At 67.9% G+C, this 13,573-nt stretch carries 7 protein-coding genes; 3 read left to right on the top strand and 4 right to left on the bottom strand.

Translation table 11 applies throughout. The features are described 5' to 3' along the window. Positions 1-7: 7 nt before the first annotated feature. The 4 genes from LQV39_RS12675 to LQV39_RS12660 form a co-directional block, all read right to left on the bottom strand. On the bottom strand, positions 8-4,264 hold the full coding sequence (locus tag LQV39_RS12675; RefSeq protein ID WP_230026008.1) for a filamentous hemagglutinin N-terminal domain-containing protein: 4,257 nt from the start codon (positions 4,262-4,264) through the stop codon (positions 8-10). An 11-nt stretch (positions 4,265-4,275) separates the two neighbouring features. After that, positions 4,276-5,844 carry a ShlB/FhaC/HecB family hemolysin secretion/activation protein gene (locus LQV39_RS12670; protein ID WP_230026006.1) on the bottom strand — a complete coding sequence of 523 codons (1,569 nt, stop codon included), beginning with the start codon at positions 5,842-5,844 and terminating at the stop codon, positions 4,276-4,278. A gap of 167 nt (positions 5,845-6,011) precedes the next feature. Continuing rightward, positions 6,012-8,279, bottom strand: a complete 2,268-nt coding sequence (locus tag LQV39_RS12665) for a CHASE2 domain-containing protein (protein ID WP_230026004.1) — start codon at positions 8,277-8,279, stop codon at positions 6,012-6,014. Positions 8,280-8,288: 9 nt separating this feature from the next. Then, complete coding sequence (locus LQV39_RS12660) at positions 8,289-9,908, bottom strand: HD family phosphohydrolase (RefSeq protein ID WP_230026002.1); 1,620 nt, start codon at positions 9,906-9,908, stop codon at positions 8,289-8,291. Between the two features lie 173 nt (positions 9,909-10,081). Between LQV39_RS12660 and LQV39_RS12655 the strand changes: the two genes are divergently transcribed. From LQV39_RS12655 to LQV39_RS12645, 3 genes are read left to right on the top strand one after another with little or no spacing between them, the layout of a single operon-like run. Further along, complete coding sequence (locus tag LQV39_RS12655) at positions 10,082-10,984, top strand: MBL fold metallo-hydrolase (protein WP_230026000.1); 903 nt, start codon at positions 10,082-10,084, stop codon at positions 10,982-10,984. Then, a complete protein-coding gene (locus LQV39_RS12650; protein ID WP_230025998.1) occupies positions 10,981-13,296 on the top strand; it encodes a GspE/PulE family protein in 2,316 nt (771 codons plus the stop codon). The genes LQV39_RS12655 and LQV39_RS12650 overlap by 4 nt, the downstream gene beginning before the upstream one ends. A 36-nt stretch (positions 13,297-13,332) precedes the next feature. Beyond that, on the top strand, positions 13,333-13,566 hold the full coding sequence (locus LQV39_RS12645) for a hypothetical protein (protein ID WP_230025996.1): 234 nt from the start codon (positions 13,333-13,335) through the stop codon (positions 13,564-13,566). Positions 13,567-13,573 lie beyond the last annotated feature (7 nt).

Here is a 13,573-nt window from a genome sequence, read left to right as displayed (position 1 = left end):
GACTAGCTTAGTTGCAGTACAGTTTGGTCGCTGGTTTTTCATTCTTTGCTCCGGTGTTTTCCGCTTGCGCCGGCCCGGCGGCGCGGCCGCCCTGGCCAGGATTCTTGTCGTCTTGTGCCTCGCCCTGCTGACCCGCGCCTGGCGTCGTGGCGCCCGGCTTGCTCTGGTTGATCAGCTGGACCACGCCCTGGACCGCCTGCGCGACCTGCTTGCCGTCCGCGTTCTGGGCGCTGCCGCCGTTGCCGGTGAAGATGGCGCAGCTCAGGTCGGCCGGATGGGCGCCGCAGAAGTCGGGCTTGGGCAGCACCGCTTCGCAGCCCGCGGTCGACGGCGAGGCAGCGCAAGTCTGCAGGCTGGGCAGGCGCACGCCGCAGCCCTGCAGCGAGGGGCTGCCGATACATTGGGCCAGTGTCGGCAGCACGGCGTCGCAGCCGCGCTCGGCGCTCTTGATCACGCACTGCGACAGGGTCGGCAGCACGCCGCTGCAGCTTGGATCGTTCGGATTGGCCAGGCAGGACAGGAAGGTCAATTCCAGCACCTGCGCGCAGCCCTCGGCCGACGGCGTCAGTTTGCAGACCGGCAGCTTGGGCAGCACGTTCTCCAGGCAGCCCGCGCCTTCCGGATGGGCCACGCAGCCCAGGAACCGGTCGCGCGCCAGCACCGGCGCGCAGCCGTAGACGCCGGCGTCGGCGCGGCACTCGGCCAGGGTCGGCAGGGTCTGGGCGCAGCCCGGCGCCTGCGGATTGGCGATACAGGCGCTGACTGCGTCGTGGCGCTGGATCACGGTGCCGCAGCCGTACGACGACGGCGTGGCCTTGCAGGCATCGTAGGTCGGCAGCGTGGCGCCGCAGCCCGGCAGCTTCGGATCGGCCAGGCAGACGTCGATCTCATGGCGGGACAGCACGACGCTGCAGCCCGGGGCCGCCGGGTTGGCCTGGCAGGTCTCGAGTTTCGGCAGCACCTGCGCGCAATTGGCGCCGTTCGGGTCGATGGTGCAGGCCTGCACCGCTTTCGAAATGACGTCCGCGCAGCCGGCCGCGCCCGGGGTGACAAGGCAGGTTTCCAGGGTCGGCGGCTTGTTCTGCCCCGGATCCGGGTCCTGGCCCGGTACAGGATCGGGCTGGCCGCCGGTCGAGCCGCTGTTCACGTGCAGCTTGTCCGGGCTGGACACGCTGATCGCATTCGCCGCGATCTGGGTGGTGCCGGCGGTGATGCTCACGCTGCCGCTGGCGGAGGCCACGCGCGCGCCCTCGGCGATGGTCAGGGCGCCGCCATTGTCGGCGACCAGGCGCACGTTGCCGCTGTCGGTGGTCACGCGGCCCAGGATGCTCAGCGGGCTGTGCGTGGTCAGGCTGATGTCGCCGCTGCCGGTGCGCACGTCGCCGACCGAATAGCCCGGCTCTTCGTTGCCCGCATAGGCCGGCACGGTCATGCCGCCCACGCTGTCGATCGCGATCGCGCCCGTGTTGGCGGGGCCGTCCTGCACCGCGCTGATCAGCACCAGCGCGCCCTGGTTGGCGATGTTGATCGGGCGGCTGCCCTCGCCCGCGTTCCAGGCCATCAGGGCCTTCGCCTCGGTATGCAGGGGCGCGGTGGCGCTGCCGATGCCGCTGGTGGTGCGCAGGGAGACCGTGTCCGCCTGCAGGGTGCCGTTGCCGCTCACGCTGCCGGCTTCCAGCTGGGCCATCACGCCGCCGCGGACATCGGCATCCAGACGCAGGTTGCCGGCCACCTTGAACTGCAGGGCGCCGCCGTTCGCGCTGACGCCGCTCAAGCCGTCGACGCTGCCGATGGTGAGCGCGCCGTCGTTGGTGAGCTGGAAGACGTTGGCGCCGTCGCTGTTGCTGGCGAAGGTGCCGATGCGGTTGGCGCCGCTCAGCACCACCTGGCCGCCGCGCACGGCGACGGCGCTGGCCTCGATTGCGCCTTCCGCAGTCTCGTAGATACCCAGGCCCGAGTTCAGGGCCACGGTGCCGGCGCTGAGCAGCGGCGCGCGGATCGCCAGTTCGCCGCTGCCGGCGTCGAGGACCAGCTTCGGCAATGCGCCTTCGCCGGTCAGGTTGACCATGCCCGCGACGTCGAGGCCGCCGGTGCCGCCGGCCAGGCCGCCGATCGTCAGGGTCGAGGCGTGGATGCTGGACAACGCGTCCTGGCCGATCGAGAAACCGACTTCGTTGCCCGCACCGCCGATCGTCATGTCGGTGCCGGTGTTATTCGGCATCAGGGTGACGCTGCCGCCCGCGCCGGTGGCGTTGACGGCGGCGGCTATCCAGACGCGGTCGCCCTGCAGCAGCACCGATTTCGATGCCGTCACCGGGTTGCCGACCTGGATCAGGCCATTCGACCCGCCGTACAGGCTGGCGATGAAGCGGCTGTCCGGGTTCGCCGTCAGGTTGACCGGCGCCTTTACGTAGATCTTGCCGCTGTTTTCGAGGACCAGGTTGGAAGACGCGTTCAGCGCCGACTCGATGGACACCGGCCCGGTATGCTGGCTGTTGCCCAGGTTGATCTCGAACAGGCCGGCACTCAGGCGGCCCAGGGTCGCCGCATCCAGCCACAGGATGCCGGCATCGCTGCCTGCGCCGACCGCGATCGTGCGGCCAGGGTCGGTCGACGTCAAGGTCAGGATGGGCAGCTGCGTGCCGGTGCCCTTGCCGACCGCGCCGGCCAGCGTCACCTTGTTGGCGGCGATGTCGATGTAGTTGCCGGTTTCGAGCGAGCCGGCGGCGCCGAGATGGAAGGCGTTCCCGGCGCGGAAATCGAGGTCGCCGTCGCGGCTGGCCACGCGGGCGTTCACGGTGATGTCGTTGCCGGCCTGTGCGCGCACGCTGCCGGCGGCTTCGATCGTGTCGCTGATGGTGAGGTCGTGCTGGGCCTGCAGCACCACGTCGGTGCCCGCGGCCGTCAGCGTCGACGGCGCGACGCGGGTGAGGCCGGTCTGCGCGCCGCTGGTGCTGGAGCGCACGTCGTTCACGCCGGCCGTGCCGCCGGCGACCACTTCGATGTCGTAGGGATCCAGCAGCCAGCTGCCGTTCTTCCCCAGCTTGCCGCCGGCCGCGCTGACGGCGATGCCGTCCACGTCCAGCACATGGCCCGAGGTCTCGACCAGGCCCCCGTTGCCGCCGCCGATGCCGCGCGCGGAGATGCTGCCGGCCGCGCGGGTCTCGCCGTCCGACCACAGCACGACCTTGCCGCCCTTGCCTTCGACGGTGGCGTCGGCGCGGATGCCGGCGCCGGCGTCCATGCGGGTGGACTGCGCGCGCTGGACGCTGCTCAGTGTTCCCAACCCGCCTTGATAGTCGCCGCCCACCAGCACCGTGCCGCCGCCCTGCTTGCCGCTGGCGTCGACGCTGGCCCGGCCTTCGATGGCTACCTGCTTGCCCAGCACCTGGATCTCGCCGCCCTGCCCCGCGCCGCTCGCGCTGGTCGTGCTGCCGGCGGCGAGAAGCGTGCTGCCGCTGGCCTTGAGGACGATCTTGCCGTTCGCGCCGACCACGGCGCTGTCCGCGTTCACCAGGCCACGCTGGTTCACCAGCGCGCCGAAGATGCCGATGCGGCCGCCCTGGGCGATGAGCGTGCCCAGGTTGAGCGCCTGGTCGCCGGGCGCCGACACCACCACCTGCAGGTTCGGATCGCTCGAGTCGACCAGCTGCACGCTGCGTCCGGCCGCCAGCACCACTTCGCCGTCCGGCGCCGTGACGATGCCGGTATTCTCGATGTTCGGTGCGACCAGGAAGACCTTGCCGCCGTTCGGCGTGGCGATCGCGCCCTCATTGCGCACCGCGCCCGGCGTCGTGCCTGCGCCGGCCTGGAAGTTCTTCTTCCCGGCCAGGAAATCGGCATCCGACAGGTTCAGGGTCGAGGCCACCAGGCCGTTCACGTCCACCCGCGCGCCCTGGCCGAACAGGATGCCGTTCGGGTTGATCAGGAAGACCTTGCCGTTCGATTGGAGGGCGCCGAGGATCTTCGTCGGGTCCTGGCCGAGGATGCGGTTCAGCACCGCGCTGTCGCTGTTCTGCTGGATGAAACGGGTGATCTCGCCGGCCCCGATATTGAAGCTCTGCCAGTTGATGATGGTGCCGGGCGTGTTCGTGATCGAGAACACGTTGCCCTGCTGGTTGAAGCTGGCCTGGCCGGCCACCACTTGCGGCAGGGTCGGCGCGGCTTGCGCGGCCGGGCCGGCCAGGTAGCAGGCGGCGAGCAGCATTGGCAGCAACTGCGTCGCCTTGCGGCGGAAGCTGCCTCGTTGGATAGTCGTCGTCATTCTCGTTCTCCCTAGTAGGCCAGGCCTACGCGGACATGAAGCTTGTTCTTGCTGGTGGCCTGGACCTGGCCGGTGTGGATGCCGTGGCCGTAGTCGAGCTGCACGCTGGCTTTGGCGCCAGCCGCGAAGCGCAGGCCCAGGCCCACGCTGGAGATCGCGGTGCGGCGCAGTTCACCCGGCAGGATGTGGTTGCGCTGGCCCCAGGCGCTGTCGTAGAAGCCCAGCAGGCGGCACTGCCAGAAAGCGCGCGTGCACAGGTTGGGCGTGTACAGCTCGACGTTGGTGACGAAGCCGGAATCGGTGGCCAGGTCGCGCTCGCCGAAGCCGCGCACCGTGGTCGAGCCGCCGGCGCCGAACTGCTCGCCCGGCACCAGCGCATCGCCGGTGGCCTGGCCGTTCAGCAGCACGCGGGTCTGCCAGTCGCCGGCGATCACGTTCGAGATCGCGGCCGAGAAGCGCAGCATGGTGTAGCTGGCCTTGGCGTTTGCGCGCACCGCGTTGAAATCGCGGGCGCCGCCGCGCGAGCCGCCGGCGATGTTCTGCAGCAGGGTCAGCGCCAGGTTCGCTTCGCCGTCGCTCATGACCGCATTGCCGGCCCAGCCGATGCTGAGCGGGTGCACGGTGACGTCGTTGCCGAAGTTCTGGCCGCCGAACACGACGTTGTTCTTGTAGGCCTTGTAGTCGGCGCCGTAGACCAGGCGCGACTCCAGCTGCCCGCGCTTGGCCAGCGCATGCGTGTAGCGCGCGCCGTAGACCGCACCCTTGCCGCTCAGGGCCAGGTCGAAGATGCCGGCATTGACGGTGCCCGAATCGACGTTCGAGTAGCTGGCGAACAGGTCCACCGAATCGCCGAGCGTGTACAGCGGGATGTGGTAGCCGGCCGACCAGACGGCCACGCGGTCCGGACGCTCGGCGGTGGTGGTGTACTGGAGCGAGCCGACATGGTCGCGGCCCCACAGGTTCGCATGCTGGAGCATCACGCCGGCATGGGTCTCGCCGGTGGCCTCGGTGCCGGTGTTATCGGCGCTGAACATGACTTTCCAGGGGCGCTCGTCGACCACCTCGACACGGGCTTCGACCTCGTCCTCTGCGTCGGCGCCGGCCAGGTTCAGCTTCACCTTCCTGGCGGGGTTCTCGTTCACCAGGCGCAGGTTGGCGGAGACCTCCTGCAGGTTCGGCGTCCGGCCCGGCTGCAGCGACGGCAGGCCGGCGCGGATGTTCGCTTCGCTGAAGTACTGGTTGCCGCTGACGGCCACGCGGGACAGGCGGGTCTGGATCACATTCAGGCGCACCACGCCGCCGTTCAGCTCCTGCTCGGGCAACTGGACGGTGACCACGTTGTAGCCGCGCGCGTGGTACAGCGCCTCGAGCGCTTCGAGGGCGCGCTGGACGTCGCCGAAATCGCGTCCCTGCCCGGTCCAGGGCGCGACCGCGGCCTGCACCTCGGCGGGCGCCAGCAGGGTATTGCCGCTGACCTCGAAGCGGCTGATCGGGAAGCGGACTTCGTCGTCCGCCCATGCCGCGCTGACGGCGGCTGCCAGCACCGATCCTGCGAACAGGCGGGCCAGGCGTAAAGTCATGTTCTTGTTCATTTTTTGTGGAAGAAATCCCAGTGACGGCGAGTGTAAACAAGGTTCACTTGCCCAGGAGAAAATTTCATGAAATTAGGGAATCTTCCCCTCGGGATGGGGGGATGCCGCCGCTGCCTGCGTTGCAGGGGCGATACAGGCTTCGGCTGGACCGAAGGCTACTTGCTGTCGAACGTCGTGACGCCGTCCCACCCCTCGCCCGGCGGCTGCGCGCGCCAGACGGCGATGCGCTCCAGGTAGAGCTGGTAGAGGCCGCGCTCCGGATGCGCTGCGCGCAGCGCCTCGATGCGGCCCTGGGCCTGGTCCCACTGCTGGGCGCGCACCAGCGCCAGCGCCGCATCCCAGTCGCGCAGCTCCTCGAGCACGCCCGGCGCCAGTTCGGCCGCTTTGCCGAGCGGCTCGAAGATCGCCACCGGCTCGTTCTTGCCCTTGACCCGCACCAGGTCCAGCTCGCGGTAGACGAATTCCGGCGCCGCCAGGCGGGTAGCGGCGCCGACTGCGATGCCGACGCCGTAGACCTTGGTGATGCCCTCCAGGCGCGAACCCAGGTTCACGGCGTCGCCCATCACGGTGTAGGCGCGGCGAATGCTGGAACCCATGTCGCCCACGTGCATGTGGCCCGTGTTGATGCCGATGCCGATCTTCAGCTCGGGCCAGCCGCGTTTCAGGAAATCGCGGTTCAATCGTTCGCTTGATGCCTGCATCCGCAGCGAGGTCGCGACCGCGCGGCTGGCATGGTCGGGAAAGGCCACCGGCGCGCCCCAGAAGGCCATCACGGCATCGCCGATGTACTTGTCGAGGGTGCCCTGGTGACTGGCGCGGATGTCTTCCGACATCGCGGTCAGGTAGATGTTGATGTACTCGCGCAGGGCCTTCGGGCTGAGTCCCTCGGAGATGGTGGTGAAGCCGCGCACGTCGACGAACATCACCGACAGCTCGCGGCTCTCGCCGTCCATATTGTAGGCTTCCGGGTTCTCGGCCATCTTTGCCACCAGCTCCGGCGCCACGTATTCGCCAAAGCGCGAGACCAGCGCCCTGCCCTTGCGAAATTCGAAGAAGTATCCCCAGGCGAGGTTCAGCACGAACAGCCCGGCGATCAGGGTCAGCGACATCCCCAGGCGCAGCATCCAGTCGAGCGTGTGGTAGGCGTAGTAGTTGAAACCGCAGACCGCGCCCGCCAGCGCCAGCGTGAGCAGCACGGCGGGCAGCGGCGACAGCAGCGGCAGGGCCAGCGCCAGGGCGATGCCGCTTGCGACCAGCACGATGGCGTCGACGGCATCGGCGTAATCGGGCCTGAACTTGATCGTGTCGTCGAGGATGGACTTGATCATGTTGGCGTGGACCTCGACCCCGGGATATTCCGGGTTCACCGGCGTCGACCGCAGGTCGTTCAGGCCCGGTACCGTGGTGCCGACCAGGACGATGTTCCCTTCGAGCAGAGGCTTTTGCACCCTGCCTTCGATGACGTCGCTGGCCGACACGTAGGTAAAAGCCCCGCCCTTGCGGCCACCGGGACCGCGGAATTCGATGGCGTCGCTCAGGTTCTCGCCGACCCTGACCTGCAGCTGCCGGCGCTCCTTGCCGCTGCCGATCCACAGGCCGATCGCTTCCGGCGCCGCGGTCGCGAGCTCGCTGGCTGACATCTGGTCGGCAGGTTTGGGGAACACCGGCTTCGGCGGACTGGCGCCGAGCGCCGCCGCCACCGTCGCCAGCGACAGGGTCGGGTAGTAGCCGTCACCGATCCTGACCAGCAGCGCGGCGTTGCGCAGAATGCCGTCCGCGTCGAGACTGGCGGTGAAGACCCCACCGCCGGCAGCGGCGTCCTGCAGGCGCGGCAGGTTGGCGATATAGCCCTTGCTGCCGGACGCGGGCACCACCCGCCCGTTCAGGTCGTCGACACGGAAGGCCGGCGCCGGCAGCTTGCCCTTGCGCTCGGCGTCCGTGAAGGTATAGCCCAGAACCACCGGCCTGTCCCGCAGCGCCTTGACCAGCAGGCCGTCGTAGTCGAGGGCTTCCTTCAATCCCCCGACCTTCTGCGCGAAGCCCGGCACGTCTTTCAAATCCTTGTGCGCCAGTTCGTCGAGAACCCCGTAACCCGAACTGTCGTCCGCTTCCGCGAACACGATGTCGTAGCCGACCGCCGCCACGCCGTAATGCTCGGTCAGCCGGGAGGTCAGCTGCGCCATCACCTTGCGGTTCCAGGGGAAGTGGCCGATCTTCGCGATGCTTTTCTCGTCGATGTCGACGATCACGATGCGCGGGTCATGCACGGCCGGCGTCAGGCGCATGCGCAGGCCGGCGATGAAGGTGTCGAGACGCTCGATGGGGTCCAGGCGCAGGTCGCCCGACACCTGCAGCAGGGCCGCCAGGCACAGTAGCAGTCCCGCGGCCCAGCGTGCCCCGACTTTGCGAAACCGTTCGCGCACGTCGCGCCCTTACGCCCGATAGCCCGGAATCGTGCTCTCGTCGACCGGGTCGACCTGGTGCGCATCCATGTGCTCCTGGGCGAACTTCAGGTAGACCTTCTCGCGCACGAAGATGTCAAACAGGTCGGGGTCGATGTGCCCGTTCTGGGCGAACTTGCCGAGGATGGCGAGCGACTCCGACAGCGTCTTGCCTTTCTTGTAGGGGCGGTCGGCGGCGGTGAGGGCCTCGAAGATGTCGGCGATCGCCATGATGCGCGCCTGCACCGACATCTGGTCGCGGGTCAGGCCGCGCGGATAGCCCTTGCCGTCCATGCGCTCGTGGTGGCCGCCCGCGTATTCCGGCACGTTCTTCAGGTGCTTGGGCCAGGGCAGCGATTCCAGCATCCGGATCGTGACCCAGATGTGGTTGTTGATGATCTTGCGCTCGTCGTCGGTCAGGGTGCCGAAGCGCACCGTGAGGTTGCGGACTTCCTCTTCGTCGAGCAGGTCGCGCTCTTGTCCGCCCGGGCCGGTCCAGCGCTGGCGCGCGATGCGGTACACGCGCTCCTGGTCGGCGGGCAGCATGCCCTCGCCGCCGACGTTGGCGCGGCGCAGGAATTCGCGGTCGTCAACCAGGCGCTTCTGCTCCGAGGCCAGCAGGTCGTCGATGGCCGCGTGATTGGCGCCTGGCTCGAGCCTGGCCTTCAGCGCGCGGATCTCGGCGTCGCGCAGCATCACCTCGATGCGGGTGTCGACCATGTGGATGCGGTCGAAGATGGTCTCCAACTTGGTCGACTTGTCGACCACGTGAACCGGGGTCGTGATCTTGCCGCAATCGTGCAGCAGGCCGGCCAGCCACAGTTCCTTGCGGTCGGCGTCGTTCATGCGGAATCCGGCCAGCGGCCCCTTGTCCGTCTTGTGCACCGCCTCGGCCAGCATCATGGTCAGCTCGGGCACGAACTGGCAGTGGCGGCCGGTGTAGGGCGACTTCTCGTCGATGCCGATGTTGATCAGGTTGACCAGCGCTTCGAGCAGGTTCTCGAGCTGCTGGATCAGCTGCTCGCTGGTGAGCGCCACCGCGGCCTGCGAAGCCAGTGCCTCGATGAAGCGCTGGTCGGTGCTGGAGAAGCTGCGGATCGCGCCGGTCTCGGGATCCATCGCGTTGATCAGCTGGAGCACGCCCACCAGCTCGCCCTCGTGGTCGGTCATCGGCACCGTCAGGAAGGATTGCGAGTGATAGCCGAAGGTCTGGTCGAACAGGCGCATGCCCGAGAAGTTGAAGACGTCGGCCTTGTAGACGTCCTCGATGTTCACCGACTGGTTGAAGTTGGCCGCGTAGGCCGCCACCGAGGCCAGGTTCCTGCTGCCGTAGGCATCGAGCAGCGGGATCGGCGGCAGGTCGATCCTGTTGCCGCTGACTCCGCCCTGGTGGATCTCCAGTGTATCGTTCAGCGAGATGTGGAAGGCCAGGCTCTGGCCGTCCGGGCTGGGCCGGTACAGCGTGCCGCCGTCCGCATTGGTCATGCCCTTCGCCACCCGCAGGATGCGCTCGAGGAAGGCCTCTATGTCGTGGTTCTCGCCGAGGGCGACGCTGACTTCGGTGAGCAGGTGCAGCCGCTCGGCGATATGGGACGGGGTAAGCTCTTGCATGGCGGGAGGGGTTGGTGTTGCCGGTGTGTAATAACCAACAGTGTAGCCTCCTTGTCCTTACATGTACAAGCTGGTGATGCGTAAATGCAAATTTAGAAAAATCCCCTCCCCGATGGGGCTATCATGGGCGGATGCACAGGCTGTAAAAAGAATATAAATAATCAGGGACAGACATGAAATTCCGATTCTGGGGCGTGCGGGGATCGATCCCCTCCCCCGGGCCGCGCACCGTCCGCTATGGCGGCAATACCACCTGTATCGAAGTTTGCAGCCGTGCCGGCGCCACGATCGTCCTCGACGCCGGCACCGGCATCTACGCGCTGGCGCAGGCGCTGATGGCGCGCCGCGCCGCGGGCGGCGGCGACATCCGCGCCGACATCTTCATCACCCACAGCCACTGGGACCACATCCACGGGCTGCCCTTCTTCGCGCCGCTGTTCGTGAAGGGCACGCAGGTCTGCCTGCACGGCGCCCACGATCCAGTCACCGGCAAGGGTATCGAGCACGTGATGGGCGTGCAGCTGCAGAACAGCTACTTCCCGGTCAGCGAAGAACGGATGGACGCCACCATCGCCTACCGCACCCTGGAGGCCGGCGAGCCGCACCACCTCGGCGACGTCCGCGTCGACAACGTGGTGATGAACCACCCGGTCACCAATCTCGGCTATCGCATCAGCTGCGACGGCGCATCGCTGTTCTTCACCGGCGACCACGAACCCTTCTACAATCCTTACGCGCCGGACCATCCCGGGCACGCGGCGGCGGCGCGGGAGATGGCGCGCCGCCAGCAGGAGATCGACGCGGTCATGGCCGGCGTCGACGCCCTGATCGTCGACTGCTCGTACACGATCCAGGAATACCCGGCCAAGCAGGGCTGGGGCCACGGCACCTTCGATGGCGCGCTGGAGATGGCGCTGCGGGTCGGCGCGAAGGCGCTGTACTGCACCCACCACGAACCGACCCGCAGCGACGACGAACTGGAAGCCGTGTTCGCCGAGGCCTTGTCGCGCTTCGAAGGGCGTTTGCACGGCCTGCGCGTGGTGCTGGCCCGCGAAGGCCTGGAGGTCGCGCTGTGAGCAGCGAGGCCTTCTTCCGCAAGCTGCAGGAGGTCACCACCAAGATCCACGCAACCGCCAACCTGGACGAGATCATGCTCGACCTGGGCCTGGACTTCTGCGACCTGTTCGACAGCGACCGCTTCACCCTGTACGCGGTCACGCCGGAAAAGGACAGCATCGTCTCGCGCGTGAAGACCGGGCTCTCGTCCTTCCGCGACCTGAAGCTGCCGCTCGGCCCCGGTTCCGTGGCCGGCTTCGTCGCGCAATCGCGCCAGACCGTGAACATCACCGACGTCTACGACGAGCTCGAGCTGCGCCGGCTTTCGCCCGAGCTGCAGTTCCAGCGCGGCGTCGACCAGCGTACCGGCTACCGCACCCGCGAGATGCTGGTGGCGCCGCTGGTGGCCAGGCATGGCGAGTTGCTGGGCGTGGTCCAGTTCATCAACCACCGGGGTGGCGGCCCCTTCCCGGCCATCTGCGTGGAAGGCGTGAAGCAGCTGAGCGAAACGCTGTCGGTGGCGCTCGGCCAGCGCCTGCGTCCACAGCGCCCGCGCGGCAAGTACGACGCCCTGGTGCAGGAAGCGGTGCTGTCCGGCGCTGAACTCGAGCAGGCCACGCGCACCGCGCGCGACCGCGACAGCGAGGTCGAGACCGTACTGATCGAGGAATACCGGGTGCGCCCGGCCACCATCGGCGTGGCCCTGTCCAGCTACTTCGGCGTGCCCTATGAACCGTATCGACCGGACCGCATCAAGCCGGTCGAACTGCTGCGCAACCTGAAGCAGCAGTACGTCGAGGAAAACGGCTGGCTGCCGCTGGAAGACGGCAAGGATGGCCTGGTGGTGATGGCACTGGATCCCGAGCGCGTCGGCGCCAGCCGCATCGTCGGCCAGGTGTTCCAGCGCGCCCGCGTATCCCTGCGCGTGACCACGCGCCACGATCTGCGGCTGTCGATCGAGCAGTTCTTCGGGACCGCAACGACGGACAACGCCTCGGTCGGCGAGCTGCTGTCCAACCTGGACGAAGGCGACGAAGACTACGAGGACGGCGGCGCCGACGTCTCGGAAGCCGTCGAGAACGAGCTGGTCAAGCTGGTCAACAAGATCATCGTCGAGGCCTACCGCCAGGGCGCCTCCGACATCCACATCGAGCCGCAGCCGGGCAAGGGCAAGACCGGCGTGCGCTTCCGCAAGGACGGCACCCTGGTGCCCTATATCGAGATCCCGGCCAGCTACCGCAGCGCGCTGGTGGCGCGCATCAAGATCATGTGCGACCTCGACATCTCGGAGCGCCGCAAGCCGCAGGACGGCAAGATCAAATTCAAGAAGTACGGCCCGCTCGACATCGAGCTGCGCGTGGCGACGCTGCCCTCCGCCGGCGGCGTCGAAGACATCGTCATGCGCATCCTGCAGGCCGGCGAGCCGATCCCGATGGCGCAGCTGGGCATCCTGCCGCACAACCTCGAACGCCTGAAGGGCGCGATCGAAAAACCCTACGGCCTGTTCTTCGTTTGCGGCCCGACCGGCTCGGGCAAGACCACCACCCTGCACTCCATCCTCTCGCACCTGAACACGCCGGAGACCAAGATCTGGACCGCCGAAGACCCGGTCGAGATCACGCAAAAGGGCTTGCGCCAGGTACAGGTCAACCGCAAGGCCGGCATGGATTTCGCCACCGTGATGCGGGCCTTCCTGCGCGCCGATCCGGACATCATCATGGTCGGCGAAATGCGCGACCGCGAGACCGTCAGCACCGGCATCGAAGCCTCGCTGACCGGCCACCTGGTGTTCGCCACCCTGCACACCAACAGCGCGCCGGAATCCATCGTGCGCCTGCTGGACATGGGCATGGACCCGTTCAACTTCGCCGATGCGCTGATCGGCATCCTGGCCCAGCGCCTGGCCAAGCGCCTGTGCAGCCACTGCCGCGAGGCCTATGCGCCGGATGAAGACGAAGTGCGGGCGCTGCTGGCGGAATTCTGCGAGGAGCTGCAGGCCACCGAATCCTTCAGGCGCGACCCGGAAGCCGCGCGCGAACAGGTGCTGGCCGGCTGGCGCGAGCGTTACGCCGGACCCGATGGCCGCTTCACGCTCTACCGCGCGGTCGGCTGCGCCGAGTGCACCAGGGGTTACCGGGGCCGGGTCGGCCTGCACGAGCTGATGCTGGGCAGCGACAAGACCCGGCGCCTGCTGACCGAGCACGCGCGCGTGGCCGCCCTGCTCGCCCAGGCGCTGGAGGACGGCATGCTGACGCTGAAGATGGACGGCATCGAGAAGGTGCTGGCCGGGATCACCGACATCAAGATGGTGCGCGCGGTGTGCGTGAAATAGGGATTTTCAACCGCAGTACTTTTACGAGGAGAGAGAATGAAGCATCTGGTTCTGCTGGCCGCGGCGTGTTCCGCCCTGCTGGCCGGCTGTGCGGCCGAATCGCAAGACAGCGCCGGGAAGGCCGGTCCGGAAGAGACCTGGGTCCCGACCGGCAGCCTGATCGCGCGCCGCAATGTCGACCGCGCCAGCGCCGTGAAGTCGGCCAGCAAGGAAGAAATGGAGAACTCGCGCGTGATGGGCGGCGGCGCCCTGAATTTGCCGCGCAACTGAAGCACCC

This window comes from Massilia sp. Bi118 (assembly GCF_918697865.1).
In the GTDB taxonomy this organism is placed as follows: domain Bacteria; phylum Pseudomonadota; class Gammaproteobacteria; order Burkholderiales; family Burkholderiaceae_D; genus Telluria.
The sequence above is the reverse complement of the archived record's forward strand: the minus strand, read 5'-3'. Positions and strand labels throughout refer to the sequence as shown.

Coding starts and splice junctions, on each gene's coding strand:
- LQV39_RS12675 (WP_230026008.1), bottom strand. CDS start 4,264: ATGACGACGACTATCCAACGAGGCAGCTTCCGCCGCAAGGCGACGCAG.
- LQV39_RS12670 (WP_230026006.1), bottom strand. CDS start 5,844: ATGACTTTACGCCTGGCCCGCCTGTTCGCAGGATCGGTGCTGGCAGCC.
- LQV39_RS12645 (WP_230025996.1), top strand. CDS start 13,333: ATGAAGCATCTGGTTCTGCTGGCCGCGGCGTGTTCCGCCCTGCTGGCC.
- LQV39_RS12660 (WP_230026002.1), bottom strand. CDS start 9,908: ATGCAAGAGCTTACCCCGTCCCATATCGCCGAGCGGCTGCACCTGCTC.
- LQV39_RS12655 (WP_230026000.1), top strand. CDS start 10,082: ATGAAATTCCGATTCTGGGGCGTGCGGGGATCGATCCCCTCCCCCGGG.